The 25,825-nt window shown below is 67.3% G+C and carries 34 protein-coding genes and 1 tRNA gene; 13 read left to right on the top strand and 22 right to left on the bottom strand.

The genetic code is table 11. The features are described 5' to 3' along the window. The first annotated feature begins 7 nt into the window (after positions 1 to 7). The 3 genes from DEQ67_RS00685 to DEQ67_RS00675 all read left to right on the top strand — a co-directional run bounded on the left by DEQ67_RS00685 (position 8) and on the right by DEQ67_RS00675 (position 3,176). Complete coding sequence (locus DEQ67_RS00685; protein WP_004065679.1) at positions 8 to 550, top strand: KH domain-containing protein; 543 nt, start codon at positions 8 to 10, stop codon at positions 548 to 550. 252 nt (positions 551 to 802) lie between these two features. After that, positions 803 to 2,455, top strand: a complete 1,653-nt coding sequence (gene thsA / locus DEQ67_RS00680; protein WP_004065681.1) for a thermosome subunit alpha — start codon at positions 803 to 805, stop codon at positions 2,453 to 2,455. Positions 2,456 to 2,762: 307 nt separating this feature from the next. Then, on the top strand, positions 2,763 to 3,176 hold the full coding sequence (locus DEQ67_RS00675) for a hypothetical protein (RefSeq protein WP_115802020.1): 414 nt from the start codon (positions 2,763 to 2,765) through the stop codon (positions 3,174 to 3,176). Positions 3,177 to 3,362: 186 nt separating this feature from the next. Here DEQ67_RS00675 and DEQ67_RS00670 read toward each other — a convergent pair whose 3' ends face one another. The 4 genes from DEQ67_RS00670 to DEQ67_RS00655 all read right to left on the bottom strand — a co-directional run bounded on the left by DEQ67_RS00670 (position 3,363) and on the right by DEQ67_RS00655 (position 4,760). Continuing rightward, positions 3,363 to 3,566, bottom strand: a complete 204-nt coding sequence (locus DEQ67_RS00670; protein ID WP_115860653.1) for a hypothetical protein — start codon at positions 3,564 to 3,566, stop codon at positions 3,363 to 3,365. 51 nt (positions 3,567 to 3,617) lie between these two features. Continuing rightward, positions 3,618 to 3,893, bottom strand: a complete 276-nt coding sequence (locus tag DEQ67_RS00665; protein WP_008576673.1) for a hypothetical protein — start codon at positions 3,891 to 3,893, stop codon at positions 3,618 to 3,620. Positions 3,894 to 4,265: 372 nt separating this feature from the next. Then, positions 4,266 to 4,339, bottom strand: a tRNA-Arg gene (locus DEQ67_RS00660). A gap of 43 nt (positions 4,340 to 4,382) precedes the next feature. Further along, the gene (locus DEQ67_RS00655; protein WP_004045241.1) at positions 4,383 to 4,760 is read right to left on the bottom strand and encodes a YccF domain-containing protein; all 378 of its coding nucleotides are present in this window, start codon (positions 4,758 to 4,760) and stop codon (positions 4,383 to 4,385) included. A gap of 139 nt (positions 4,761 to 4,899) precedes the next feature. Between DEQ67_RS00655 and DEQ67_RS00650 the strand changes: the two genes are divergently transcribed. Then, positions 4,900 to 5,469 carry an AAA family ATPase gene (locus DEQ67_RS00650; protein WP_004045240.1) on the top strand — a complete coding sequence of 190 codons (570 nt, stop codon included), beginning with the start codon at positions 4,900 to 4,902 and terminating at the stop codon, positions 5,467 to 5,469. 2 nt (positions 5,470 to 5,471) lie between these two features. Beyond that, a complete protein-coding gene (locus tag DEQ67_RS00645; RefSeq protein ID WP_049922186.1) occupies positions 5,472 to 5,888 on the top strand; it encodes an RNA-binding domain-containing protein in 417 nt (138 codons plus the stop codon). 33 nt (positions 5,889 to 5,921) lie between these two features. On the opposite strand, the gene DEQ67_RS00640 is transcribed toward DEQ67_RS00645, so the two are convergent. From DEQ67_RS00640 to DEQ67_RS00625, 4 genes are all read right to left on the bottom strand, one after another. After that, a complete protein-coding gene (locus DEQ67_RS00640) occupies positions 5,922 to 6,941 on the bottom strand; it encodes a nucleoside recognition protein (RefSeq protein ID WP_115891731.1) in 1,020 nt (339 codons plus the stop codon). 74 nt (positions 6,942 to 7,015) lie between these two features. Next, complete coding sequence (locus DEQ67_RS00635) at positions 7,016 to 7,576, bottom strand: magnesium transporter (protein WP_004065695.1); 561 nt, start codon at positions 7,574 to 7,576, stop codon at positions 7,016 to 7,018. Further along, positions 7,577 to 8,158: a magnesium transporter gene (locus tag DEQ67_RS00630; RefSeq protein ID WP_004045236.1), complete on the bottom strand. Its 582-nt coding sequence runs from the start codon at positions 8,156 to 8,158 to the stop codon at positions 7,577 to 7,579. A 109-nt stretch (positions 8,159 to 8,267) separates the two neighbouring features. Next, entirely contained in the window at positions 8,268 to 9,665 is a 1,398-nt protein-coding gene (locus DEQ67_RS00625) for a signal recognition particle protein Srp54 (protein WP_004045235.1), read from the bottom strand. Between the two features lie 90 nt (positions 9,666 to 9,755). Between DEQ67_RS00625 and DEQ67_RS00620 the strand changes: the two genes are divergently transcribed. Both DEQ67_RS00620 and DEQ67_RS00615 read left to right on the top strand, forming a co-directional pair. Beyond that, positions 9,756 to 10,730: a D-2-hydroxyacid dehydrogenase gene (locus tag DEQ67_RS00620; RefSeq protein WP_115891730.1), complete on the top strand. Its 975-nt coding sequence runs from the start codon at positions 9,756 to 9,758 to the stop codon at positions 10,728 to 10,730. A 33-nt stretch (positions 10,731 to 10,763) separates the two neighbouring features. Beyond that, a complete protein-coding gene (locus DEQ67_RS00615; RefSeq protein WP_115891729.1) occupies positions 10,764 to 11,381 on the top strand; it encodes a LysE family translocator in 618 nt (205 codons plus the stop codon). A 42-nt stretch (positions 11,382 to 11,423) separates the two neighbouring features. On the opposite strand, the gene ftsY is transcribed toward DEQ67_RS00615, so the two are convergent. From ftsY to DEQ67_RS00575, 8 genes are all read right to left on the bottom strand, one after another. Continuing rightward, entirely contained in the window at positions 11,424 to 12,794 is a 1,371-nt protein-coding gene (ftsY, locus tag DEQ67_RS00610) for a signal recognition particle-docking protein FtsY (RefSeq protein ID WP_115860657.1), read from the bottom strand. A gap of 32 nt (positions 12,795 to 12,826) precedes the next feature. Next, a complete protein-coding gene (pfdA, locus tag DEQ67_RS00605) occupies positions 12,827 to 13,297 on the bottom strand; it encodes a prefoldin subunit alpha (RefSeq protein ID WP_004045222.1) in 471 nt (156 codons plus the stop codon). Next, entirely contained in the window at positions 13,297 to 13,473 is a 177-nt protein-coding gene (rpl18a, locus tag DEQ67_RS00600; protein WP_004045220.1) for a 50S ribosomal protein L18Ae, read from the bottom strand. Before rpl18a ends, pfdA begins: the two co-directional genes overlap by 1 nt. Before the next feature lie 81 nt (positions 13,474 to 13,554). Beyond that, entirely contained in the window at positions 13,555 to 14,220 is a 666-nt protein-coding gene (locus DEQ67_RS00595) for a translation initiation factor IF-6 (protein WP_004045218.1), read from the bottom strand. A 3-nt stretch (positions 14,221 to 14,223) separates the two neighbouring features. Then, complete coding sequence (locus DEQ67_RS00590) at positions 14,224 to 14,502, bottom strand: 50S ribosomal protein L31e (RefSeq protein ID WP_115802014.1); 279 nt, start codon at positions 14,500 to 14,502, stop codon at positions 14,224 to 14,226. Between the two features lie 3 nt (positions 14,503 to 14,505). Beyond that, the gene (locus tag DEQ67_RS00585) at positions 14,506 to 14,658 is read right to left on the bottom strand and encodes a 50S ribosomal protein L39e (protein ID WP_004045214.1); all 153 of its coding nucleotides are present in this window, start codon (positions 14,656 to 14,658) and stop codon (positions 14,506 to 14,508) included. Between the two features lie 150 nt (positions 14,659 to 14,808). Next, positions 14,809 to 15,363, bottom strand: a complete 555-nt coding sequence (gene thpR, locus DEQ67_RS00580) for an RNA 2',3'-cyclic phosphodiesterase (RefSeq protein ID WP_008605908.1) — start codon at positions 15,361 to 15,363, stop codon at positions 14,809 to 14,811. A 26-nt stretch (positions 15,364 to 15,389) separates the two neighbouring features. After that, positions 15,390 to 16,004, bottom strand: coding sequence for a histidine phosphatase family protein (locus DEQ67_RS00575; protein ID WP_115891728.1), 615 nt, complete (start codon positions 16,002 to 16,004; stop codon positions 15,390 to 15,392). 91 nt (positions 16,005 to 16,095) lie between these two features. On the opposite strand from DEQ67_RS00575, the gene DEQ67_RS00570 reads away from it, so the two are divergent. Together DEQ67_RS00570 and DEQ67_RS00565 are read left to right on the top strand one after the other, a co-directional pair. Then, positions 16,096 to 16,836 carry a tetratricopeptide repeat protein gene (locus tag DEQ67_RS00570; protein ID WP_006600818.1) on the top strand — a complete coding sequence of 247 codons (741 nt, stop codon included), beginning with the start codon at positions 16,096 to 16,098 and terminating at the stop codon, positions 16,834 to 16,836. Then, complete coding sequence (locus DEQ67_RS00565; protein WP_004065714.1) at positions 16,837 to 17,139, top strand: DUF424 domain-containing protein; 303 nt, start codon at positions 16,837 to 16,839, stop codon at positions 17,137 to 17,139. A gap of 45 nt (positions 17,140 to 17,184) precedes the next feature. Here the strand turns inward: DEQ67_RS00565 and DEQ67_RS00560 are convergent, their stop codons facing one another. Beyond that, positions 17,185 to 18,318: a PAS domain-containing sensor histidine kinase gene (locus tag DEQ67_RS00560; protein ID WP_115891727.1), complete on the bottom strand. Its 1,134-nt coding sequence runs from the start codon at positions 18,316 to 18,318 to the stop codon at positions 17,185 to 17,187. Positions 18,319 to 18,531: 213 nt separating this feature from the next. On the opposite strand from DEQ67_RS00560, the gene sufS reads away from it, so the two are divergent. From sufS to sufU, 3 genes are all read left to right on the top strand, one after another. Next, entirely contained in the window at positions 18,532 to 19,806 is a 1,275-nt protein-coding gene (gene sufS, locus DEQ67_RS00555; RefSeq protein WP_008607835.1) for a bifunctional cysteine desulfurase/selenocysteine lyase SufS, read from the top strand. A 110-nt stretch (positions 19,807 to 19,916) separates the two neighbouring features. After that, positions 19,917 to 20,504 (top strand): mechanosensitive ion channel domain-containing protein, encoded by a 588-nt coding sequence (locus DEQ67_RS00550; protein ID WP_115802010.1) that lies wholly within the window; start codon positions 19,917 to 19,919, stop codon positions 20,502 to 20,504. 72 nt (positions 20,505 to 20,576) lie between these two features. Beyond that, positions 20,577 to 21,005, top strand: coding sequence for a Fe-S cluster assembly sulfur transfer protein SufU (gene sufU, locus DEQ67_RS00545; RefSeq protein WP_004045199.1), 429 nt, complete (start codon positions 20,577 to 20,579; stop codon positions 21,003 to 21,005). A 56-nt stretch (positions 21,006 to 21,061) separates the two neighbouring features. On the opposite strand, the gene DEQ67_RS00540 is transcribed toward sufU, so the two are convergent. The 3 genes from DEQ67_RS00540 to radA form a co-directional block, all read right to left on the bottom strand. Further along, the gene (locus DEQ67_RS00540; protein WP_115802009.1) at positions 21,062 to 21,475 is read right to left on the bottom strand and encodes a DUF1641 domain-containing protein; all 414 of its coding nucleotides are present in this window, start codon (positions 21,473 to 21,475) and stop codon (positions 21,062 to 21,064) included. Positions 21,476 to 21,485: 10 nt separating this feature from the next. After that, on the bottom strand, positions 21,486 to 22,631 hold the full coding sequence (locus DEQ67_RS00535; protein ID WP_006600821.1) for an NAD(P)/FAD-dependent oxidoreductase: 1,146 nt from the start codon (positions 22,629 to 22,631) through the stop codon (positions 21,486 to 21,488). Positions 22,632 to 22,871: 240 nt separating this feature from the next. Then, positions 22,872 to 23,903 carry a DNA repair and recombination protein RadA gene (gene radA, locus DEQ67_RS00530; protein WP_115891726.1) on the bottom strand — a complete coding sequence of 344 codons (1,032 nt, stop codon included), beginning with the start codon at positions 23,901 to 23,903 and terminating at the stop codon, positions 22,872 to 22,874. A gap of 169 nt (positions 23,904 to 24,072) precedes the next feature. Between radA and DEQ67_RS00525 the strand changes: the two genes are divergently transcribed. After that, positions 24,073 to 24,270: a hypothetical protein gene (locus DEQ67_RS00525; protein ID WP_004065729.1), complete on the top strand. Its 198-nt coding sequence runs from the start codon at positions 24,073 to 24,075 to the stop codon at positions 24,268 to 24,270. Positions 24,271 to 24,294: 24 nt separating this feature from the next. Here the strand turns inward: DEQ67_RS00525 and pspAB are convergent, their stop codons facing one another. After that, entirely contained in the window at positions 24,295 to 24,900 is a 606-nt protein-coding gene (gene pspAB, locus DEQ67_RS00520) for a PspA-associated protein PspAB (RefSeq protein WP_004065731.1), read from the bottom strand. 6 nt (positions 24,901 to 24,906) lie between these two features. Further along, complete coding sequence (gene htpX / locus DEQ67_RS00515; RefSeq protein WP_004065738.1) at positions 24,907 to 25,788, bottom strand: zinc metalloprotease HtpX; 882 nt, start codon at positions 25,786 to 25,788, stop codon at positions 24,907 to 24,909. Positions 25,789 to 25,825: the final 37 nt, after the last annotated feature.

Here is a 25,825-nt window from a genome sequence, read left to right as displayed (position 1 = left end):
GGGTGATATGCAGCACGTCAAGGTGCCGCAGGACCGTATCGGTGTTCTCATCGGCGAAGGTGGCTCGACGCTCCGAGAGATAGAGAGTCGCGCGGAAGTCCGACTCGACGTGGACTCGGAGAACGGCAGCGTCGCCATCGACAGCGTCGGCGACCCCGTTCTCGGCATGGTCGCTCCCGACGTGGTTCGAGCGGTCGGCCGCGGCTTCGCCCCGGAGGACGCGATGGCGCTCCTCGACGACGACATGATGATGTTCGAACTCATCGATATCGACCGGCACACCCGAAACAAAAACGACATGCGGCGGCAGAAGGGCCGCCTCATCGGCGAGAACGGCCGCACCCGTGAACTCATGGAAGAGCTGACGGGTGCCGACGTGGTCATCTACGGCTCGACGCTCGGCATCATCGGCCAGCCCGAAGAGGTCGAGGTCGTCCGCCGGGCCGTCGAGATGATTCTCGACGGTGCCCCCCACGGCGCGGTGTACTCCTTCCTCGAACGGAAGCACAACGAACTGACCCAGGGCTTCAACGTCCGACAGAACAACTGAGACGCCACCGCCGACGAGTCCACCCCGACGCGACACGGCACTCGCCCGCATCGTCTTTTCACCGCACCCGCTTCGGGACTGGCGAGACCGCCCGGCGAAAGCCGCACATAAACCGCCGAAATCGACCGCCGTCTCCGGGTCTCAACCACCCCACCGTGTTGCGTTTTGTCATACCAATAAACGAAGCTTTTTTATAGAATCACAAACAATCAGGCGATGACTATGAGCCAGCGAATGCAGCAGGGTCAGCCCATGATCATTCTGGGCGAAGACTCCCAGCGCACATCCGGACAGGATGCGCAGTCGATGAACATCACGGCCGGGAAGGCCGTCGCAGAGGCCGTACGCACGACGCTCGGCCCCAAAGGGATGGACAAGATGCTCGTCGACTCCGGCGGGCAGGTCGTCGTCACGAACGACGGCGTCACCATCCTCAAGGAGATGGACATCGACCACCCCGCGGCCAACATGATCGTCGAAGTCTCCGAGACCCAGGAGGACGAGGTCGGAGACGGCACGACGACGGCCGTCATCAACGCCGGTGAACTCCTCGACCAGGCCGAGGACCTCCTCGACTCCGACGTTCACGCGACGACCATCGCGCAGGGCTACCGTCAGGCCGCCGAGAAGGCCAAGGAAGTCCTCGAAGACAACGCCATCGAAGTCACCGAAGACGACCGCGAGACCCTCCAGAAAATCGCCGCGACGGCGATGACCGGTAAGGGTGCGGAGTCCGCGAAGGACCTGCTCGCCGAACTCGTCGTCGACGCCGTGCTGGCCGTCAAGGACGAAGGCGGTATCGACACCGACAACGTCTCCATCGAGAAGGTCGTCGGCGGCACCATCGACAACTCCGAACTCGTCGAGGGCGTCATCGTCGACAAAGAGCGCGTCGACGAGAACATGCCCTACGCCGTCGAGGACGCGAACATCGCCATCCTCGACGACGCGCTGGAAGTCCGCGAGACCGAAATCGACGCGGAAGTCAACGTCACGGACCCCGACCAGCTTCAGCAGTTCCTCGACCAGGAAGAAAAGCAGCTGAAAGAGATGGTCGACCAGCTCGTCGAGGTCGGCGCCGACGCCGTCTTCGTCGGCGACGGCATCGACGACATGGCGCAGCACTACCTCGCCAAGGAGGGCATCCTCGCGGTCCGCCGCGCCAAGTCCTCCGACCTCAAGCGCCTCGCCCGCGCGACGGGCGGCCGCGTCGTCAGCAGCCTCGACGACATCGAGGCCGACGACCTCGGCTTCGCCGGCTCCGTCGGTCAGAAGGACGTCGGCGGCGACGAGCGCATCTTCGTCGAGGACGTCGAGGACGCCAAGTCCGTCACGCTCATCCTCCGCGGTGGCACGGAACACGTCGTCGACGAGCTCGAACGCGCCATCGAGGACTCCCTCGGCGTCGTCCGCACGACGCTCGAAGACGGCAAGGTCCTCCCCGGCGGCGGCGCTCCCGAGACGGAGCTCTCCCTGCAGCTCCGCGAGTTCGCTGACTCCGTCGGCGGCCGCGAGCAGCTCGCCGTCGAGGCGTTCGCCGAGGCGCTGGACATCATCCCGCGCACCCTCGCCGAGAACGCCGGTCTCGACCCCATCGACTCCCTCGTCGACCTGCGCTCGCGCCACGACGGCGGCGAGTTCGCAGCCGGCCTCGACGCCTACACGGGCGAGGTCATCGACATGGAAGAAGAGGGCGTCGTGGAGCCCCTCCGCGTCAAGACCCAGGCTATCGAGTCCGCGACCGAAGCCGCAGTCATGATTCTCCGCATCGACGACGTCATCGCGGCTGGCGACCTCTCCGGTGGCCAGACCGGCAGCGACGACGACGACGGCGGCGCACCCGGCGGCATGGGCGGCGGCATGGGTGGCATGGGCGGTATGGGCGGCATGGGCGGCGCAATGTGAGCGCCCCAGTAGGCCACCATACACCCACACCCTGACCTTCGCATCGACTCGACTCGCTCGGCCAAATTCACGACGTTTTTTGCGGCTTTACACCCGTTAGCAGCTGCTTTGCCCGCGGACGCGCCGGTTTGGACGCCGTTAATCGAGCGCCCGTGCCGCGCCGTCGGCTACCGCCCCGAGGCGGCGGGCGTATCGACAACTGATTCGTGACAGAAGTTGACAAATCTTTATGAATCATCCGATGTGATTCGTGAAACGCCGGTGTCCGCTCTATACTTATCTCCCGTGTCAGCGAATCTCATATCGTATGTCCCCACCCGAGAGCCCGGCGACCGACGCCGACTCGGACGCGACCACGCCCGCGAATCGGCCGCCGTTTCTGGCCGTCGTCGCGCCCCGAATCTCCGAGGCGGCGGCACTCGCGGGACCGTTCCTCCACGGAGCCGGCCCGCTCGTCCGCGCGCCGCACAGTTCCTCCCCGTCGAACCTCCGCGCGACCCTCGCCGCGATGCGGCGACCGGACGCCCCGCTCGTCGTGGCGACCGATAGCGCGGCCGCCGTCCGCGACGCCGACCGCGTCCACGTCGCCGACGGCGGCGTCGTGGTCGAGTCCGGCGCGCCGAGCGACCTCCTCGCGGTCCACGGCGTCTACGCCCGACGCTACGGTGCCGAACTCGGCGCGAACTTCGCCGGTCCGGGAAAAGACGTCGACGACGAGTGACGGGCCGGCCGACGCTCGGCGCTCCGGTTCGCCCCAACGTTCACCACCGTTCCCGTGATAGCGGTACGTATGGGAGACAGGGCGTGTTACCGCGAGTTCTGTCCGGACTGCGACGCGCCGGTGACTATCGTCGACGACGAGTGCCTCGAATGCGGTCGGGAGTTGACCGTCGTCTGAGACTCGACATCACTCGGGGACTCGCACGTCGACATGGCGGACCGCGTGCGGGGAAAGATACCGGCCGCCCGGCACCTCGACCCAGCCGTTGACGAGCACGCGGACCGGCCCCTCGTGGAGCGCGGACTCCATGTCGGCGTCGCCGTGGACGACCGCGTCGTCTATCGTCTGTTCGAACCGTCCCCCGAACGGGGAGTCGGACGCGAAGACCATACACGGGGCAACTGGACGACACGTAACGAGAATAGTGGGGAGTCGCGGCGTTCACGACGACCCGGAATCGCCCGCTTCGGCGCGCCGGGCGAGGAAATCGACCAGCGCCGAGACCACGAGCAGGGCCGCGACGAGTTGGAGGCCGTGAGCGACGTTCAGTCCGAGCGACGCCGCGAGTCCGAACTGTTCGATGACGTAGAGCGTCGCGGCGACGACGCCCAGACACCCGAACAGGAGTCTCGCGAATCGGCCGTCGAGGCTCGTCACGAGATTGTAGGCGGCGACGCCGAAGACGACCGCCGCGGCGACGATGCCGAGAACGTCCATGCGGGGCGTCTCGCGCCGCTCGACCGAAAAATGTTGTCATCCTAACTTGTAGGTCACACGTATCCGAGGTCAGGCCCCATAGTCGTCGAGAACAGAACCCGCTCAGGACAGGAGTAGGTGGGGCCGCCGATGCCGTCGCTCGGCGGTCTACCGCAACGAAAAGAGCGCGACGGGATTGAACAAACGCGGAGCGTTTGCGACGGGATTCGAACCCCAGTCGCAACAAGTTGCTCCCTGATTCGAATCCCGCGCGTGGCGTTCCCACACGTCTCGCTACCACTCGGGGGTTTCAGCAACGAAAAGAGCGCGACGGGATTGAGCAAACGCGAAGCGTTTGCGATGTCCGTCGCGCGAGCGAGGCCTCCGGCCGAGCGAGCGCGACGGGATTCGAACCCGCGACCATCGGATTAGAAGTCCGACGCTCTGTCCGACTGAGCTACGCGCCCTCGATGCCCACAAACCGTCCCTGCAAGAAAAACGAATCGGGTTCTACCCGTCGAACCGATACAGCGACGTGACCGCGGGGAGCCGGTTGAGCATCCAGATGCCGACCGGGAGGCCGACGATGGTGAGCGTGAACAGCACCGCCACGTTCGCCCAGACCCAGCTCAGCCACCAGCCGACGAACACGAAGTAGACGGCGCGGACAACGACCGACCGCTGGCCGCGGCCCGAGTCGGGGTCGAGCCGGGTTTTCGGCTCCTTCAACGAGAGCACCGTCGGCACGAGGTTGATGAGCGCGACGCCGAGCGGGATGCCGATGACGGTCGCGTTCAGGAACCACGCGACGTTGACGACGGCGGGCGTCGCCCACCAGCCGACGAAGACGAACCAGAGGGCGCGGACGACGAACGAGCGCTGAGACATAGGCGTAGTACGCGGGCCGAGGCGAAAAGCAGCGGGGTGGTCGAGGTGAGGTGGAGCGGGGTGAAGGGAACCGGCGAAACCCGCCACCCGGAGCGACGTGAAGGGAGGCTTTAACAGCGCCAACGCGGTAACACCGGCTATGAGAGTCATCGGGACGGTCGGCCTGCCGGGAAGCGGCAAGGGCGAACTCGCCGAGGTGGCCCGCAACGCGGGCGTACCCGTCGTGACGATGGGCGACGTCATCCGCGAGGAGTGTCGCAAGCGCGGCCTCGACCCCGCGACGGACCACGGGAAGATAGCGACCGCGCTCCGCGAGGAGGAGGGCGACGACGCCATCGCGGCGCGCTCGCTGCCGATGGTCGAACAGCACCTCGAATCGAACGACGTGGTGCTCGTCGACGGGCTTCGGTCGGGCGTCGAACTCGACCGTTTCCGCGAGGCGTTCGGCGACGACTTCGTCCTCGTGAGCGTCGAAGCGCCGTTCGAGACGCGCGCCGAGCGCCTGCTCGACCGCGACCGCGACGACAGCGACACCGACGTGGAGGCGCTCAAAAAGCGCGAACGCCGCGAACTCGATTTCGGGATGGGCGACGCGATGGACCGCGCCGACGTGGTCATCCAGAACACCGGCACGCTGGCTGAGTACCGCGAAACCATCACGAAGCTGTTCGAAGAGGGGCCGGAAGCGCTCGCGGAGGCCGACGCGTGAGCATGATTTACAGCGTCGACGTCCGCATCGAGGTGCCCGTCCGCGACACCGAGGTCACCGACCGCGTCGGCGACGCCGTCGAGAACATCTTCCCCGGCGTCGAACTCGACCACGAACCCGGACAGCTCGTCGGCGAGACCCACGAGCTGGAGCGCTTCTCCGAACGCCTCCACGAGCAGGCCATCCTCGACACCGCCCGCCGCGAGTTCGCAAAGCGCCGCGACGACGACGGCTTCTCGTTCGCGCTGAAAAAGCAGGCCGCGTTCAAGGGCGTCGTCAACTTCTCCGTCGGTAACCCCGACGAACTCGGTGACATCGAAGTGCACGTGACCGTCCGCGACCCCTCCGTCGACGAGGTCATCGACTACATCGCGCCGCCGACCGAAGAGGGGCGGCCGGTCGACCCGAACGACCGCTAACTCGGCCGCTGCGGCGGGGACGTTTCTTGCGACTCAGGCGACCAACAGCGCCACCGCGACGGCGATGAAGACGATTTTCAGCCCCGTGTTGACGGCGATGACCTTGGACCCGAACTCGGGGCCCCAGATGCCGTACTGGAAGGGAATCGACCGCTTGAACGTCGAGACGGCGAAGGAGATGATGCCGCCGATGAGCATCGTCGCCACGGCCTGTCTCGGCGTAAACGTCTCGCCGATGGCGGGCGCGATGGTCGCCGCGCCGGTCGTCGTGTCGAACGCGAAGGCGACGACGACGGGGACGGCCGCGCCCGGCAGGCCGACGAGGTTCGTCAGCGGGCTGGCGAGCGCCGCGAACGATTCGAGGTCGGTCGTCCGAAGCAGGAGCGTGACGGCCACGTAAACGACCGCCAGCCGCGGGACGATGCGCCGAAGTTTCTTCCAGGTGCTCCGGGCGGCGTCGTCGACCGTCTCGCGGAGCGAGTCGTCGCTCTCGGCCGCGTCGCCGGAGTCGCCCGCGTCGGCGGCCGAATCGACCGCATCCACCGCGCCGCCCGAGCCGTCGGTCTCGGTGACCGCGACCGGGGTCGTGTTCCGGTCCGCGAGGAGCACCGCGCCGGCGACGACGCCGGTCGCGGTGATGGCGAGCGCGATGGCCGCCCGCGCGCCGACGTACATGAAGCCGACCTCGCGGCCGAGGATGGGGATGAGCACCGGCCAGTAGAACGTGAAGATGTGCTGGACGAAGCCGAAGAACGTGTTGATGGTGACGGCGACGAGCGTCGCCCGGTCGTCGAGGACGCCCGACTCGCGGAACTCCGCGAGCATCCCGTAGCCCGCCGTCGTCGAGGCGGCGGTGGTGACGATGGCCGTCCCCACCTCGTCGGGGAGGTTCGCGGGGCTCGTCAGATACCGCGAGAGGCCGGCGATGCGCTCGACGAGGCCGAAGGCGACGACGAGGTTCGCGGCGAAGACGCCCACGGCGATGTAGGCGGCGATGCGCGCGACTCGCGGGAGCACCTCGAACAGCACCGGGAGGACGGCCGACGGCGGCACGACCGACGGTCGGGGCCGAGCGAACTAATCGGCGTCGGTCGGCGGGAGGCGTTCGAACGTCGGGGACAGCGGGGTCAGACGAGCACCTGCGCCACCCCGAACAGGACGACGACCCCCAGCACGTCGCAGAGGTTGGTGACGACGGGGATGACCACGTCGTCGGGGTCGAGACCGAACCGATAGGCGACGTAGGTCGAAGAGAACGTCACGACGACCGCGAGGACGGCCAGCGAAATCCCGCTCGATAAGGCGACGAGGACGACCTTCTGGAGGGCCAGCGACGTGTCGCCGGAGACGAGGAGCGTGGCGACCCACGCGCCCGCGCCGATGACTGGGAACACCGTCACCGCGAGGGCGAGCGTGGCGACGGCGTTGCCCGCGAGTTCGTCGTCGCGGGGCGAAAACGAGAGCGTCCCGAGGTGGAACGACGTGGACAGTCGCGCCGCGAGGACGCTCCCGAGGTTCCCCGCGGTCCCGATGGTGACGGGGACGAGCACGAGCAGCGAGGGGTAGCGGAACAATTGCGCCTCGAAGCTCCCGAGAACGAGGCCGCTCCCGAGTTCGACGAGCGTGAGCACGAGCAGCACCGGGAGCATCGCCCGCGTGATGGCGCGGACGGTCCACTCGGTCGGCACTCAGAACACCCCCGCGACGGCGAGGACGGTTCTGACGGCGATGAGTAAAAAGAGGACGCCGAACACGTCGCCGGTAGTCGTCACGACCGGACCGACGATGGTGTCGGGGTTGCGCCCGCGGCGGTAGCCCGCGAAGACGACGCTGACGACGACGACGGTCAGGACGATGCCGGAGAGCAGGCCGGCGACGATGGCGACGCCGACGAGAATCGGAAGCGGCGCGACCCGGCTGCCGAGGAACGTGAGGAGGAAGTACGCGACGACGGCGGCGAACGTGCTCGTGAGCACGCCGTTTGCGAGCGCGGCAGTCGCGGCCGCCCGAAGGCGCTCGTCGCCGCCGGTGACGCGGGGTTCGATGAGCCCCTGGTGGAGCGCGGTGGCGATGCGAGCGCCGAGCGAGCCGTAGACGTTGCCGCGGGTCGCCAACAGCGCGGGAACGAGGACGAGCAGCCCCGGGACGGCCCGGAGTTCGGCCCGCATCCCCCCGAGGACGACGCCGGCGACGAGGCCGCCGACGAGGCTGGCCGCGAGCGCGGGCAAGGCTTCCTTGTAGGCCTCGACCGCCACGTCTCGCACGGTCATTGTGGGGTGCGACGGACCCGAGCGTTAAAAGTCGGCGGTATCGCGGCGCAGCGAGGCGAGGAACTCGCGCGGGCAGGCACAGAAACCGCGGCGAAGAAATCGCGCGCGTTCAGAACGGCCCCATGCCGCCGAGACCGCCCATGCCGCCACCGCCGCCGCCACCCTGGTTCTGGAGCTTCTTCATCATCCGCTGCATGTCGCCGTCGCCCATGTTCTGGAACTGCTTGATGGTCTGTTCCATCATGCGGTGCTGTTCGAGCAGTTCCTGAATCGTCTCCTCGTCCTGTCCCGACCCCTGCGCGATGCGCCTGACGCGGGACGCGCCGACCTTCCGGGGGTTCTCCAGTTCCTCCTCGGTCATCGAGTCCATGATGACCTCGAACGAGCGCATCCGGTCTTTGGTCACGTCCATCGCGTCGTCCGGAAGCTGGTCTTTGATGCCGCCGCCGAAGCCCGGAATCATGTCGAGCACCTGGTCGAGCGGCCCCATCTTGTCCATCGCCTCCATCTGTTTTTGCATGTCCTTGAGGGTGAAGTTCCCCTTCATCATCTCCTCGGGGTCCCAGTCCTCGTCTTCGGCCTGGGTCTCGGACATGGCGCGTTCGACGCGCTCGGAGAGCTGTTTCAGGTCGCCCATGCCGAGCAGCCGAGAGATGAAGCCGTTCGGCTCGAAGCGCTCGATGTCCTGGACCGTCTCGCCCATGCCGAGGAAGGCGATAGACGAGTCGGTCTCGTTGACGGCGGTCAGCGCGCCGCCGCCCTTCGCCGTCCCGTCGAGTTTGGTGATGACGACGCCGCCGATGCCGATGGACTCGTCGAACTGCTGGGCCTGTTCCTTCGCCCCTTGCCCGATTGCCGCGTCGAGGACGAGCAGGTTCAGGTCGGGCTGAACGACGCCCTCTATCTCCTCGATTTCGTCGATGAGGTCGTCTTCGAGCGCGTGGCGACCGGCCGTGTCGACGATGTGCACGTCGGCGTCCTCGGTCGCTTCGAGGCCCTCGCGGGCGATTTGGACCGGGTCGTCGCAGTCGGGGTCGCCGTAGAAGTCGACCTCGGCGCGCTCGCACATCTGCTTGGCCTGGTCGTACGCGCCGGGGCGGAAGGTGTCGGTCTGGATGACCGCGGGGCGAAGCCCCTTCTTCGAGAACCACCACGCCATCTTGGCGGAGGTGGTCGTCTTCCCCGACCCCTGGAGGCCGGCGAGCATGATGGTCTGCGATTCGAGCGGAATCTCCGTCGACTCGCCGATGAGGTCGACGAGTTCCTCGTAGACGATTTTCAGGACGTGGTCGCGCGCGCTCGTGCCGCCCGGCGGCTCCTCTTCCAGCGCGCGGGTCTTGATAGAGTCCGAGAGGTCCATGACGAGGCTGACGTCGACGTCGGCGGAGAGCAGGGAGCGCTGAATCTCCTTGACGATCTCCTGAACGTCGTCCTCGTCGAGGCGGGACTTCCCGCGCAGCTTATCGAGACTGCCGCGGAGGGAACTCCCGAGATTGTCGAGTACCATTGTGCCTTCCTACGCCGGCGCGCCGGTAAAGGCTTTATCCGTCGCGTTCGGGGCCAACACCTATCGGCTCGGCCCCCGACAGCGCACTCGATGACGACGATTCTCGTCCTCGACCGCCCCACGCACGGCATCCCGGCGTCGGCGTACGCCGCGGCCCTCCGCGAGCGACTCCCCGACGCGACCGTGCGCCACCCGAAGACGACCGCCGAAACGCTCGACGCCGCGACGGACGCGACCGTCATCACGGGCACGTCGCTCCCCGACGAGGTGCTCAACGCCGCCGACGACCTCCGACTGTTCGCCGGCGCGGCCGCCGGCTACGACCACCTCCCGCTGGAAACGCTCCGCGAGCGCGGCGTCCGCGTCACCAACGCCTCCGGCGTCCACGGCCCCAACATCGCCGAACACGTCCTCGGGTGGCTGCTCATGATTACCCGCCGACTCGACGAAGGTCTCCGCCGCCAGCGACGACGCGAGTGGCGGAGTTTCCAGTCGTACGGCGAGTTACGGGGGTCGACGGCTACCGTGGTCGGCCTCGGCGCTATCGGACAGGCGGTCGTCGAGCGACTCGACGCGTTCGGCGTCGAGACCGTCGGGGTTCGCTACACGCCCGAGAAGGGCGGCCCGACCGACGAAGTGCTCGGATTCGACGACCTCGAATCGGCGCTCGTCCGCACCGACTTCCTCGTGGTCGCGTGCCCGCTGACCGACGAGACGCGCGGACTCATCGACGGCCGGGCGCTGAGCGCGCTCCCCGAACACGCCGTCCTCGTCAACGTCGCGCGCGGCGGTATCGTCGACACCGACGCCCTCGTCTCGCACCTCCGAAGCAACCGCCTCCGCGCCGCCGCGCTCGACGTGACCGACCCCGAGCCGCTGCCCGAAGACCACCCGCTTTGGGGCTTCGAGAACGTCTACATCACCCCGCACGTCGCCGGCCACACGCCGCACTACTGGACGCGCGTCGCCGACATCCTCGCGGAGAACGTCGAGCGACTGGCGTCGGCGTCGGACGGCGAAACGCCAACGCTCCGCAATCAGGTCGTTCCGAGTCCGAATCCCTGAGCTACTTCCCGCGGCGAATCGTAGCCCCGAGCGATGACGACGCTCGCGTTCGGACTCGACGCCGCGACCTACCTCGCGTTCTGCGGCGCGGCGGTCGCGCTCATCCTCGCGCCCGGTCCCGACACGATGTACGTCCTCGCCCGCGGCCTCGACGGTCGCGGGCCGGGCGTCCGGTCGGCGTTCGGCATCGCCACGGGCGTCCTCTTTCACACGCTTCTCGCGGCGCTCGGCGCGGCGGCGCTCTTTCGAACCGTCCCCGAGGCCGCCGCGGCGGTCAAGTACGTCGGCGCGGCGTATCTGGGCTATCTCGGCGTCACCGCCCTCCGAAACGACGAGTTCGACCCCTCGGTCGAGACCGAAAGCGGGGCGAGCTTTCGCCGGGGCGTCCTCGTCAACGCGCTCAACCCGAAAGTCGCGCTGTTCTTCCTCGCGTTCCTCCCCGGGTTCGCCGGGCAGGGCGCGGGAGCCGGCGTCAGGATGGCGGGTCTGGGCGCGACCTACGCCGCCCTCACGGCGCTGTACCTCTCCGTCGTCGCCCTCGGCGCGGACCGACTCGGCTCGCGGCTCGCGGAGACCCGGGTCGCCAGCGCGCTGAACTACGTCGGCGCGGGGACGATGCTACTGCTCGGAGTCGTGCTCGCACTGGAGTGAGCGTGAGGCGACCGAAAGAAACGGACGACGGACCGAGTCCGATTACTCGTCTTCACCGAGCAGGCGCTCGACCATCTGCTCGGGGTCGAACTTCTCGATGTGGTCGTAGCCCTGCCCCACGCCGAGGAACAAGATGGGCTTGCCCGTCACGTACGCGATGGAGATGGCCGCGCCGCCGTTGGAGTCGGCGTCGGCCTTCGTCAGAATCGCGCCGTCGATGGCGGCCGCGTCGTTGAACTGCCGGGCGCGTTCGACCGCGTCCTGGCCGGCGACGGCCTCGTCCACGAAGAGGGTGAGGTCCGGGCCGACGACGCGGTCTATCTTCTCCAACTGCGCCATCAGGTCGTTCGAGGTGTGGAGCCGACCGGCCGTGTCGCCGAGGACGATGTCGATGTCGTGGGCCTCGGCGTACTCGACGCCGTCGTAGATGACCGCCGCCGGGTCGCCGCCCTGCTCGTGAGCGATGAGCTTCTTGTCGAGCGCCTCAGCGTGCTCGCGAATCTGCTCGTTCGCGCCGGCGCGGTAGGTGTCGCCGTTGGCGAGCACCGTCGAGTAGCCCTGCTTCTCGAAGTACTTCGCGAGTTTGGCGATGGTCGTCGTCTTCCCGACGCCGTTGATGCCGGTGAAGATGAGCGTGACCGGTTTGTCGGCCTCGGCGATGCGCTGGTCGAAGTCGAACTGCCCGACGCTGATGACCTCGTACAGCGCGTCGTGGAGCGCCTCGGAGACGAGCTGGCCGGTGCTCTCGACCTGCTTTCGCGTCTCTCCGATGAGCTTCTCGCGGATGGTCTCGAGAATCTCCTCTGCGACCTGCATCTCGACGTCGCTCTGGAGGAGCGCCATCTCGAGCTCCCAGAGGGGATCTTCGAGGTCTTCCTCCTCGATGACGACCTTCCCCGTGGCGAACGCGGCGGCGCGGCGGAGCCGCCCCGGACCGGACGAATCGTCTTCGTCTTCCTCGGTCAGCGCCGCCTTCGCGGCGTCGGAGGCGAGCGACTCGCGCGGTTCGACCTCGTCGGCCGTCGGCTCGCCGCTCGGCTCGTCGCCCGTGTCCGCGCCGGCGTCGACCTCGGAATCCGGCTCCGGGGTCGCCGCGGATTCGGATTCGGCATCGGCATCGGCTTCGACCGCCGCAGACGCCGACTCGGCGTCCGCGGGAGCGTCGGCCGCGTCGACCGCGTCGGCTTCGGACCCGGCGTCCGCGTCGCCGACGGCGTCGGCGTCCGGGTCGGCAGCAGCGGGTTCGGACGCCTCGGGTTCGACCGCCGCGTTGTCCGCGTCTGCTGGTGCTGATTCCGCTTCCGCGTCGGCGTCGGATTCGGCCTCGTCGGCGGCCGCCTCGGCCTTCTCTTCGGCGGTCTCTTCAACGTCGTTACGGAAGCGGTTGAGTTTCTTCTTCAGTCCGTCGAACATCTGAATAGTAGGAGGTGGGGGTAGGGGTTACCTTACTCGTCGTCGCCGTCGTCGCCCTCGCCCTGCATCTGCTGCATCTGCTGCATCTGCTGTTGCTGCATCTGCTGTTGGGCCTGCATCGCCTGCTCTTCGATCTCGTCGCTCTCCTCTTCGAGCTCCTCGATCTGGCCGCGAACGCTCGCGATTTCCTCGTCGAGCGCGTCCTGCTTGCGTCGCAGGGTCTCGATGGCCGTGCTCTGTTCCTGCTCGGCGGCGTAGTTCGCGCCGAGGGAGACGACGACCTCGTCGATGTCCTGGACTTCGGCGCGGAGATACGCGTCGCCGCCGAGGGGCACCTGCACCGTCGAGCCCGTTTCGAGCGTCTCGATGGCCTCGACCGCCTCGTCGATCTCGTCTTTCTCGTCGTTCAGGTCGGAGACTTCGGCTTCGAGCGATTCGATTTCCTCGTCGAGCGCCTGAAGCTCCTGGGAGAGCTGCTGGAGTTGCTGCTGACCGCCGCCCATCATGCCGCGGTCACCTCGTTGAGCTCGACCTTCGTGCGCTTGATTCCGTGCTCGCTCCCGATGAGCGAAAAGGCGCGTTCCTGTGCGACGTTCTCGTTCGGCGCTTCGACAGTCTTCGTGAACTCGTGGACGACGCCACGGCTCGTGAAGCTGCCCGTGATAATGAACTGGCTCATGCACGTCGGTCGGGTGGCGAGCGGGAAAGGTCTTCCTACTCGGAGCGAAACTGAAGCGAGAAACGGGGGGACGCGAGGCCCTCAGTCGATGTAATCGAGGGCGTCTTCGATGCGACCCAGCTCCGGGCCGGTCGTGTCCTCGCCGACGACGTAGCTCTCGTCGTTGGCGACGAGGCCGGAGCCGACGAGCGGTCCGCCATAGTTGATGGTGCCGATGTCGGCGCGAACGTCGAGCAGCGCTTCGAGCGCTTCGAGTTCGGGTTCGCGCGACTTCGGGTGACAGAGGACGCCGCGGTTGTTGGCGACGGCCGCCGTCCCGACGGTTCGAACGTCGGCGAGGTCGCCGCGTTCGACGGGGACCTCCAGCGCCTCCTCGACGGCCGCGACGGCCTCGTCGGAGAGCTCCGCGTGGACGTACGCGCCGTAGTCGTTCGCAAGCACGACGTTGCCGGCGGCGTTGATGCGACCGGGAAGCTCGTAGACCGGGAGGTCCACGGCGTCGGTGAGGGCCTCCTTCTCGCGGGACGTGGCGCGGCTCGACACGAGAAGACCGTTCTCGTTACCCGTCGCTAACGCACCGACCGTTCCCGACCCGCCGACGGTCGTCTTGACCAGCGGCACGTCGAGTTCCTCGGCCATCTGCTCGGCGAGCGAGTCGTCGGCGTCCGGGCGGACCAACAGCGCGTCGTCGGTCGCGCGAGCGAAGACGCCGATGTAGGACGAACCGGCGAAGGAGGCGCGAAGCACCGTTTACTCGGCCGGTTCCGCTTCGACGACCGACTCGCCGTCCTCGTCGAAACGCGCGGCGCGGACGCGGAACTTGCTCGGCGGGCTCTGCCGACCGTGCGCCCAGATGTCCTCGTTGATCTGCGTGTCGAGACGCACGTTCTCGGTGTCGACCTTGAAGTGCTTCGCGAGGTGCTCGCGGATGAGCGTCATCGAGCGGCCCGCGCGTTCGTGTGCCGGAACCGCCTGCACGTCTCGGAGCGGGACGGTGACGACGCGCTCCTCGAAGTCGTTTGCGCTCATTGCTTACTCGTCCGTGTTGCTCCGCCGCCAGTTGCGACGCTTGGGGTTTCGCGTGACTTCCATGTCCGTCTTGAGCATGACCCACGCGGGGACGCGACTGTTCTGGCGTTCGAGCTTCGCCAGACGCTTCTTCTTGGACTTCGACTTCTTACCCATAGTGGGCTGTACTTTCCATCCTCCGCATAAAATCTTGTTCCTTCGAGTTTCGGGCGTGTGAGGGGCGTCCGCACGCCCGAATCGGCTGAAACGCGGCTCTCCGCGGGGGTCGGCGTCGCGGGCGGCCGACCGACCGACGACTGACGCGCCTCACAGCGAGACCCGCGCCACCGTCTCGTACTCGGGGCCGTCGGGGCCGAGGTCGCTCTTCTTCAGGCGTACCTCGCGCACGCGAAACGACCCGACCGTCGGTGACTCACCCCCGACGACGCGCCGCACGAGGTCCTTCCCGCGGGCGTCGTCCATGCGGGCGAGCGTGACGTGCGGCGTGAACTCGTGGTCTTCGGGGTCGAAGCCGAGTGCCGTCGTCTCGCGCTCGATGGCCTCGTGGAGCCGCGTCAACTCGGCCCCGCCGTCGTCGACGCCGAGCCAGACGACCCGGATGTAGTCGAGCGAGGGAAAGACGCCCAGCCCGTCGACCGAGGCGTCGAAGGGGCCGACCCCGGCGGCGTCGACGGCCGATTCGACCGCATCCTCCACCGCTCCGACGCGGTCCGGCGCCACCTCGCCGAGGAACTTCAGGGTGACGTGCGCACTCTCGGGGTCGGTGAACCGAAGCCCGTCCGCGTCCGAGAGCCGGTCTTGTACCGCGGCGACGCCCGCCGCGAGCGAGTCGGGGAGGTCGACGGCGAGAAAGCAACGCATGGCAGGTGGTTGACCCGAACCGGACGTTAACGTTCCGCCGGGTCGCGGTCGGCGTCGGCGCGGTCGTCCTCCTCGGGCGTCCACGTCCGGGCGATGCTGAACGCCTCGCCGCCCACGAACGTCACCTCGTACACGTCGGGCGTCGTCAGCCCCGTCCAGAACTCGCGGCCGTAGCGCGGGTCGTAGGCGTTGAACACGAGCGCCATGAGCGTGGCGTGGGTGCCGACGACGACGTGGCGGTCGGGGTACGCCTCGACGAGGCGGTCCACGGCGGCGACGCCGCGGGCCTGCGCCTCGGCGTGGGACTCGCCGCCGGGGTGCGACGCGTTCGGGTTCGCCCAGAGATGTTCGACGGCCTCGTCGAAGTCTTCGATGGGTGAGTCAGCGAGTTCGCGTTCTCTGAGGTCGTCGTCGACGATGAGCGGGGCGTCCGCCGCGTCGGCGACGCCCTCGACGGTCGCGCGGGCGCGCTCGGCGGGGCTGGTGGCGACCACGTCCGCGAGGTCCGCGAGGCGGGCGGTGACGCGCGCGGCGTCGCGGCGGCCGTGACGCGAGAGGCCGGGGGTGCGCTCGGCGTCGGAGACGGACGGGACGTGGGCGTGCCGGACGAACGACACGACCGTCGTCGGGGGCGCGGACATTCGGAGACGCTCGCCCGCGGGAGGCTAAAAAGCGGTCGGTGTCGTCCCGCTGACGCAGCGTTTAACCGCCGTGACGCCCAAGCGCGGCTATATGACCGACGACGGCAAGCGACCCCACCGCTTCTCGGAAGGGCAGGGGTTCGACGAGGACTACTCCGACTTCTCGCTCGACCCGCCCGAACTCTCGGTGGACCCGACGAAGGTCGACCCGGTCGACTCGCGCGTCCTGACCGACATCCTCGACCAGCGGAACATCGACCCCGAGGACGTCGACGTCGAGAAACTGCTCGACGTGGCGCTCTCGTACATGCAGATTAACCGCTTCGAGGAAGCCACCGAGGCGTTCGAGCGCGTCGCTCGGTTCGCCGGTGACGACGAGGACATCGCCCAGGAAGCGTGGGTGAACAAGGGCGCGGCCCACGGCCAACTCGAAGAGTGGGACGAGGCCATCGGCTCCTACCGGGAGGCGCTCAAACTCGACGACGACAGCGAACACGCCGCGACGGCCCACACCAACCTCGCGTACGCGCTGTGGGAGTCCGGCCAGACGGCCGACGCGCTCGACCACGCGGAGCGCGCCGTCGAACTCGACCCGCGGTTCCCGCAGGCGTGGTACAACCGCGGCTTCTTCCTCCACGAGCGCGGCCTCAACGAGGACGCCGTCAACGCCTTCGACAACGCCATCCGCCTCGGGATGCGCACCCCCGGCGTCCACGAGGAGAAGGCGCGCGCGCTCGAAGAACTCGGGCGCGACGAGGAAGCAGAACAGGCCCAGCAGCAGGCCGACGACCTCCGCGAGCAGGCCGAAGCGGAACTCGTCGAGGAGTACTAGATGCTCCTCCGCGAGCGGGAGACCCCCGAGGGGCTCCTCGTCTCGGTCTGCGACCCCGACTGCATCGGCGAGACCTACACCGACGACGGCGTCTCGCTGGACGTGACGGAGGACTTCTACGGCGGCGACGAGGCCGAGACCGCCGACGAAGACGCCGTCGTGGACAGCCTCACCCGCGCGACCGTCGCCAACATCGTCGGCGAGGAGTCCGTCTCGGTCGCCATCGACGCCGGCCTCGTAGACGAGGAAACCGTCCTCGAAGTCGACGGCACGCTCCACGCGCAACTGCTCTGGCTCCGCTGAGCCGCCGTCGAAAATCGGTGTGCTCCGCGCTTCCGCGCCGGTACGTTACGCCGGGCGCTCGACGCCCGTTATCTCGAAACGAGCGCCGCCGTTTTCGGCCTCGGTGACGTCGATATCCCAGTCGTGCGTGTGAACGGCCTGCGCGACGATTGACAGGCCGAGTCCCGTCCCTTCTTCACCCGTGGTGTAGCCGGCCTCGAACACCTCGTCGCGCTCCTCCGCGGGGATGCCGACGCCGTCGTCCTCGACGTAGAACCCCGTCTCGTCCGCGTCGCCATAGAGCACGCCGACCGTCACGGTCAGGTCGTCGCTCGCGCCGTGCTCGACGGCGTCACCAGACGCAGTCTGGTTGCCCGTGGAACCGTGTTCGACAGCGTCGTCGGGAGTATCCCGACTGCCCGTGGAACCGTGTTCCACGGCGTTCCGAAACAGGTTCTCGAACACGTGTCCCAACAGACTCGGGTCCGCACGGAACTCGACGGTGTCGGCGACGACGAGGTCGGCCGAGCCGGTGTCGACGTGCTCCCACGCGGTCGTCGCGCGCGTTTCGAGGTCGACGGTCGAGAGCTCCTCGACCGCGTCGTGGCGGGCCAACACCAGCGCGTCGGTGATGATGTCGTCCATCCGGTCGAGCGCGCCGGCGACCTGTTCGAGTCCGTCGGCGGCGACCACGTCGTCGAGGAGCGATTCGACGTAGCCCACGGCGACCGAAAGCGGGTTTCTGAGGTCGTGCGAGAGCATCCGCGCGAGGTTCCGGAGGCGCTCGGCCTTCTCTTCGGCCTCCAGTTCCGCGCGCTTCCGGTCGGTGATGTCGAGGTGTGCGATTTGAACGTACGTCTCGCCGTCGTCGGTGAATCGAGTCGCCCGCATGGTGAACCAGAGGCGCTCTTCGGGCGTCTCGCAGGGGTATTCGAAGGAAAACTCGTCTCTGTCGTCGTCGATGACGGCGCGGATGCCCTCGCTGGCCGTCGTCGCGTCGGCGTCGGCGCTGAGGTCGCAGACGCCGAGGTAGTTCATGCCGACGGAGCTACTGTCGCCCTGATAGCCGTGTTCGTTGCCGAACTCCTGCCACGCGCGGTTGGTGTAGACGATGACGCCGTCCTCGTCCAGAATCGCGAGTTGCGTCGGAAGCGCGTCGAGGCTCGAAAACGCGAGCGAGGACGAGGTGACGTGCGACATTGTTACACAAACGAACGTGAGCTACTTGATTCGTTCGGGTGGGGAGCCGACACGTCCCCGCCGCGCCGCGGTCGCTGTCCTCGTCGCCGTTGCGTCGCCGTCGCGTCACCGTCACCGGCCACAGTTGCCGGCTGACGAAACCGAAATCGGTTGCAGCGCCGCGTGCGGACCGAAGACGTGTTGTGCCTACGGGGGTAACTCAAACCAATGAGAGTGCAGGAGTCGTACCCCGTCGACGTCGACGCCATCCGCGCGGATTTCCCCATCCTCCAGCGGAAGGTCGGCGGCGACATCTCGACGCCGGGTGAACACGACGACGACACCACGCCGCTGGTCTACCTCGACAACGCCGCGACGAGCCACACGCCGGAACAGGTCGTCGACGCCATCGTCGACTACTACCACGGCTACAACTCGAACGTCCACCGCGGCATCCACCATCTGAGCCAGGAGGCCTCGGTCGCCTACGAGGACGCCCACGACCGCGTCGCGGAGTTCATCGGCGCGTCCGGCGGCCGCGAGGAGGTCGTCTTCACGAAGAACACCACCGAGTCGATGAACCTCGTCGCCTACGCGTGGGGCCTCGACGAACTCGGGCCGGGCGACTCGGTCGTCATGACCGAGATGGAACACCACGCCTCGCTGGTCACGTGGCAGCAAATCGCCAAGAAGACCGGCGCTGAGGTGCGCTACATCCGCGTCGACGACGACGGCCGCCTCGACATGGAGCACGCGAAGGAGCTCATCGACGACTCCACGAAGATGGTCTCGGTCGTCCACGTCTCGAACACCCTCGGAACCGTCAACCCGGTCTCCGAACTCGCGGACATGGCCCACGAAGTCGGGTCGTACATCTTCGTCGACGGCGCGCAGTCGGTCCCGACCCGCCCCGTCGACGTGGAGGCCATCGACGCCGACTTCTTCGCCTTCTCGGGCCACAAGATGTGCGGCCCGACCGGCATCGGCGCGCTCTACGGCAAGCGCGACATCCTCGACGAGATGGGGCCGTACCTCTACGGCGGCGAGATGATTCGGAGCGTCACCTACGAGGACTCCACGTGGGAGGACCTCCCGTGGAAGTTCGAGGCCGGCACGCCGCCCATCGCGCAGGGCGTCGGCTTCGCCGCGGCCGTGGACTACCTCGACGACATCGGCATGGAGAACGTCCAGGCCCACGAGGAACTGCTCGCGGAGTACGCCTACGACCGCCTCACCGAGTTCGACGACATCGAAATCTACGGCCCGCCGGGCGACGACCGCGGCGGCCTCGTCGCGTTCAACCTCGACAGCGTCCACGCCCACGACCTCTCCAGCATCCTCAACGAACAGGGCGTCGCCATCCGCGCCGGCGACCACTGTACCCAGCCGCTCCACGACAAACTCGGCGCAGCGGCCTCGACGCGGGCGTCGTTCTACATCTACAATACGCGAGAGGAAGTCGACGCGCTGGTCGACGCTATCGATACGGCCCGCGAACTGTTCGCCTGAGAGCGAACCGTTTCGCGAACCAACAGTTCGCCTGAGTACGGCCGCGTTCCCCTTTTTCCCGCCCGGCCGCCCCCAAATACCTTTGTCCCGCTGACACGTCGTCGGAGCGTATGCTTCAATCGCTGACCGGCTTCCTCGTCGAGACGCTCCGGGAGACCGTCGCGGAGTTCGGGACGGCGGTGCAGGACGCCGCGCCGAAGGTGCTCACGGCGGTCGTCTTCCTCGCGCTCGCCTACGTCGGCATCAGGGCGATACTGTTCGTCGTCCGGGGCGTGCTCGACGGGCTGTACCCCGAAGAACAGGACCTCGTGGTCGAACTCGGCGTCGCCGTCGCGGGCGTGTTCCTGTGGTTCGGCGCGGCGCTCGCGCTGTTGAACATCGTCGGCATGACCGAGGTCGCCGCGAGCCTCGGCACCGCGACCGGCTTCGTCGCGCTGGGCGTCTCCTACGCGCTGTCGAACATGATAGCCGACACGGTGGCGGGCGTCTACCTACTTCGGGACCCCGATTTCAACCCCGGCGACCGCGTGAAATCGGACCCGGTGACGGGGACGGTCAGCTCCATCGAACTCCGAAAGACACGCTTCGAGAGCGACGAGGGCGACACCGTCGTCGTGGCCAACCGCGACGTCGAAAAGAAGTGGACGAAGTACGACGCGCCGGCGGCCGAAGACGCGTCAACGGCCGACGCGACGTAAGCGACGAATTCGGCCGAATCGCCGGCCCCGGAATCCTTTTACGGCGCTCGGGCGTACCCCCGACGAACACCAATGGGCATTGGCTCAGACATGTATCGTCAGCAGATAATGGACCACTACAAGAACCCCCGGAACCACGGTCGGCTGGAGTCGCCGACGTTCACCCACACCGGGGAGAACCCCTCCTGCGGCGATACGATTACGATGGACGTGCAGCTCGCCGACGACGGCGAGACCATAGAGCGCGTCGCGTTCTCCGGCGATGGCTGCGCCATCAGTCAGGCGTCCGCGAGCATGCTCACCCAGCGACTGCCGGGCACGACGCTCTCGGAGCTGGAAGCGATGGACACCGACGACATCACCGAGATGCTCGGCGTCGACATCTCGCCGATGCGAATCAAGTGCGCCGTCCTCGCGCGACAGGTCGCACAGGACGGCGCGAAGATTCACGACGGCGAGATAGAAATCGAGAAAACGAAGACCGAAGACGGCGACGACTGAGCCGGCTTCGGCCGACTTCGGCCGGCAGCGGCACGGCGAACCGAACGCGATTCGAGTTATTCTTCGTCCGTCCCCGCGCCGAGCGCCGCCGCCAGCGCGACGAGGTAGCCGAGCCCCGCCTTGACCTCGGGGTCGCGAGTGGCCCGCAGGAGGCCGACCGCGCCCACGGGCGTCGCCTCCGCCTCCTCCGCGTCGCCGACGGCGCGGAGCAGGCGCTTCATCCCGGCGACGGTGTCGGGGTCGGAAGCGTCGTCTGCGACTTCCGCGAGGGAGGTGCCGGTTCGCGCGAGCGACCGCACCATTTCGTCGTCGAGCGCGCCGACGCCGAGTTCGAGCACGTCGATGAGGTCGTTGACGAGACCCATCCGCTCGACGAGGAGCGCGACCTCCTCGGGGTTGTTCTCGATGGCCCGTACGAGTTCGTCGGGCACCTGCTGTTCTGTCGTCGTGGTTGGTTCGTGGTCCTGCATTGGTCTCACCTCAGAGCATCCCCCTGGCGGTCAGCCAGTACGATTCGTTGTACGCGTGTTTCGCCCAGTGGACGGGCTTCGACGGCTGGCGCATCGTCGCGGGCGTCTCGTAGTCGAACGAGACGAACGACGCCTCGTCGAGGCCGGTCTCGACGAAGCAGACGGTCTTGCCGTCGTAGCGCTTCGTCGGCGTGCGACCCCGGACCTCCGCGGCGATGCGCTCCGCGACCGCAAAGGCCTGGAAGTGCGCCGCGCTCCCGGCTTTCGGGATGGGCAGCGCCGCCGTGTCACCGATGGCGTACACGTCCTCGGCGGCGGTCGCGCGGAGGGTCCGCTGGTCCACGTCGACCCAGCCGGCGTCACCGAGGCCGGAGTCGGTGATGAGTTCGTCACCGCGGTGCGGCGGGATGCCGACCAACAGGTCGTAGTCCACCTCCGCGCCGCTTTCCGCCGAGACGACCCGTTCGTCCGGGTCGACGGCGTCGACGACGAAGTCGGTCTCGACGCGGACGCCCCGTTCGGCCAGAATCGGGTCGGCCCACTCCGCGACCTCGGGCTTCCCGTGGCTCCGCTCCATCGGGTAGGTGTAGACGAGGTCCGTGTCCTCGCGCAGCCCGCGGCTCCGGAGCCAGTCGTCCACGATGAACGTGAATTCGAGCGGCGCGGCCGGGCACATGTGGGGCGTCCCGACGACGCTCAACACGAGGCGACCGCCCTCGAACTCCGCGAGCGCGTCGCGGAGCCGTTCGGCCCCATCGGCGTTGTAGAAGTGGTGTGCGCCCTCCCGGAAGCCGGGAACCGCGTCGGGGTCGAGCTTCGCGCCGGTCGCGAGGACGAGCGTGTCGTAGTCGAGTTCCTCGTCGCCGTCCTGACAGTAGAGGCGCTTTTCGTCGGTGTCGACCCGGCGGACGCGGTTGGTGACGATGTCCACCCGCTCGTCGACGAGGTCCCGCAGGTCGCGGACGCCGTCGTCCGGCTCCGCGACTCCGAACGGGACGTACAAGAACACCGGCTTGTAGACGTGTTTCGTATCGTCGGAGACCAGCGTTACCTCCACGTCGCCGTCGTCTATCTCCGATTCGAGTTCCTCGGCGAGACGGTTCGAAACGACCGTCCCACCCGTGCCACCGCCAACGACTACGATTCGGTGCGTCATGGAGTTCACCTACCTAAACGGTGGGCCGCCGACGGGATAGTATTGCAATCTGTTTCCAACATTGTGAGAACCGCGAGACGGGGCGGTCGCTCGGGGGACGAGACGAAGGGGAGAATGTGGTGGGGTGGGGAGGGGTGGAATGGAGTGGAGTGAGACGGAGAGTGTGGGGGAACGGGGACCGCGGAGTCGTGTGAAGTCGGCCGGCCGAGCGAGTGATTGAGCGGCCGACCGAGCGACGGCTTACTCGGGCTTGAGACCGGCGTCCTGTACGCGCATGATGGCCTCGCCGTCGGCGAGGTTCGGCGCGTCCACGAGGCGGACGATACGCTTGTCGCCCTTGGACTTGCGGAGGTAGATGCGGAACGTCGAGGTGTGGCCGAGGATGTTGCCACCGATGGGCTGGGTCGGGTCGCCGAAGTAGGAGTCGGGGTTCGACGCGACCTGATTCGTCACGAGGATGCCCGTGTTGAACAGGTCGCCGATGCGCATCAGGTCGTGGAGGTGCTTGTTGAGCTTCTGCTGGCGCTCTGCGAGTTCGCCGCGGCCGACGTACTCGGCGCGGAAGTGAGCGGTGAGCGAGTCGACACAGAGGAGGCGGACCGGCCACTCGGTGTCCTCGTGCTCGCCGGCGAGCTCCTTGGCCTTCTCGGCGAGGAGAATCTGGTGGTTGGAGTTGAACGCCTTGGCGACGTGAATCTTGTCGAGGAAGTCGTCGACGAGCGCCTGCATCGTCTCCTCGTCGTCGATGGAGCCCTCCATCTCGCGGTCTTCGAGCGTCGCTTCGAGCGCCTCGTCTTCGAGGCCGCGGACCATGTCGTCGATACGCTCGGGGCGGAACGTGTCCTCGGAGTCGATGAAGATACAGCCGCCGCCGAGACCGCCGAGTTCGGGCGGGAGCTGGACGTTGACCGCGAGCTGGTGGGTTATCTGGGACTTCCCGGCACCGAACTCGCCGTACACCTCGGTGATGGACTGCGTTTCGAGGCCGCCGCCGAGGAGTTCGTCGACTTCGTCAATCTGCCAGCTCAGCTTGCCGATTTGCTGGCGTCGTTCGAGGACCATCGAGCCGGTCTCGAAGCCGCCCACGTCGGCCGCGTCGCGGGCCGCGTTGATGATGTCGGAGGCCGTACTGGAGCCGATATCGGCCTTGTTCGATAGCTCGCCGGGGCTGGCGACCGCGATGGACTGATAGCTGTCGTAGCCGGTGTCGGTGAGCTTGTCGGCCGTCGCCGGGCCGACGCCGGGGAGACTTTCGAGGTCGTCTTCTGCCATACCCAGTCGTTCCGCCTATACCCTCATAAACCCTCGTTAACAGCAGGGTGAAAGTGAAAATGGGGGACGGAGGGGGGTCGGTGACGAGCGTCTGACGGAGTTTCAAGTCGGGAGACGAACCACGCCGGCCACCAGTAACGTTTTACCAGAAGTGAGAAATAATCAACATATGTCGAAAAAGACCGCCGTCGAGTTCATCGAAGAGTGGCAAACCGGCGCGTTCCTCGTCATCGGGAGCGCACTCGTTGGCGGGGTCGCCACGGCGGCGCTCGGACCGTACGAGACGTTGGCAGGCGTCCTCTTCGTCTTCTTCTTCGGCGCTGTGTTCGCGTTTATGGGGTTCTCGTATCTCTTGTACGGGCGCTGAGCGAACGAAGAGCGACCCGTCGCCTTACTCCCACGGATGGCCGTTCGGCGTCGACGGCCACAGCGGGTACCAGTAGCTCTCGTCGCCCTCTATCTCCAGTTCGCCGTCGAGGACGGATTCGAGTTTGAACTCCAGGCTCTGATTCCGCGAGGAGGTGCCCTGCGGGGCGAAGGGATAGTACGCGCCGCGGCGGAACGAGTAAATCCAGTAGGCGCGGTCGCCGTCGCGCTCGAAGCCGAACAGGGCGGCGAGCAGGCGCGAGCCGTAGCCGCGCTCGATGAACTCGTCGGCCGCGAAGTGGACGCTCGTCACGAGGTCCTCGGGGTCGTCGTCGGCGAGGACGACCCAGTTGTAGCCGTGGCCGTCGGTGTGGCGGCTGAACTCGGTCCCGGTCTCTTCGCTCCCGGCGGTGAGGATGTCTTCGACGGCGTCGACGGTGTCCGCGAAGTCGGTGCTATCGACCGAGGAGAAACACAGCGCCGCCTCGTCGGCCGAGTCGAACCGGAGGTCGGCCTCCATCGTGAGGTACGCCGTGCTCATCCCGAAGAGGTCCTCGGGGTCCGCTTTCGTGGTCGCGTCGGACTCGGCGCTGATGCCGAGCATGGCGCGGAATGAATCGAACAGCCCCATCGGAACTCAGGCGGTCTCCATCTCGCGCTCCAGGTCGCGGAGGCGCTCGACGCGGTTCTCGGTGGAGGGGTGGGTGCTGAACAGGCGACCGATGAAGTCGGACTTGATGGGGATGATGAAGAACGCGTTCATCTCCGAGGTGTCGCGCATGTCGCGCTTCGGGACGTTGTCCATCCGGCCCGAAATCTTGAGGAGTGCGGACGCCAGCGCCGAGGGGCGGCCGGTGATGACGGCGGCTCCGCGGTCGGCGGCGTACTCGCGGTAGCGCGAGAGCGCCCGAATCAGGAGGTACGAGATAATCCAGACGACGAGCGACGCGATGATGGCGACGATGACCGGCGCGTTCTGGCGGTTGTCGTCGCCGCCGAAGAGCCAGCCCCAGCGGACGATGAGGAAGGCGATACTGGAGAGGAACGACGCGATGGTCATGACCATCACGTCGCGGTTCTTCACGTGCGCGAGCTCGTGGGCGATGACGCCCTCCAACTCGTCGTCGTCGAGGGTCTCCATCAGGCCGGTCGTGACGCAGACGGCCGAACTCTTCTGGGAGCGCCCCGTGGCGAAGGCGTTCGGGACGCGCGTGTCGGCGATGGCGACCTTCGGTTTCGGGAGGTCCGCCTGCTGAGAGAGCCGGCCGACCATCGCGTGGAGCTTCCGCGCCTGCGGGCCGTCGTCCTCGTCGACGACGCTCGCGCCCATGCTGTACAGCGCGATTTTGTCGCTGAAGAAGAACTGCGCGAAGAGGAAGACGCCCATGACCCCCGCCATGATGAACAGGCCGTCGAAGTACCATGCCAACAGGCCTGCAAAGACGATGTAGAGGGCGAACAGGAGGAACATCGTGAGCGCCATCCGCCCGCGAAGTCCCCAGTCCGGTTTCCAGTTCATACCACGTGATTAGTAATCCGGCTAATAAACGCTGTTG

The organism is Haloferax sp. Atlit-48N (assembly GCF_003383015.2).
In the GTDB taxonomy this organism is placed as follows: Archaea; Halobacteriota; Halobacteria; order Halobacteriales; family Haloferacaceae; genus Haloferax; species Haloferax volcanii.
The sequence above is the reverse complement of the archived record's forward strand: the minus strand, read 5'-3'. Positions and strand labels throughout refer to the sequence as shown.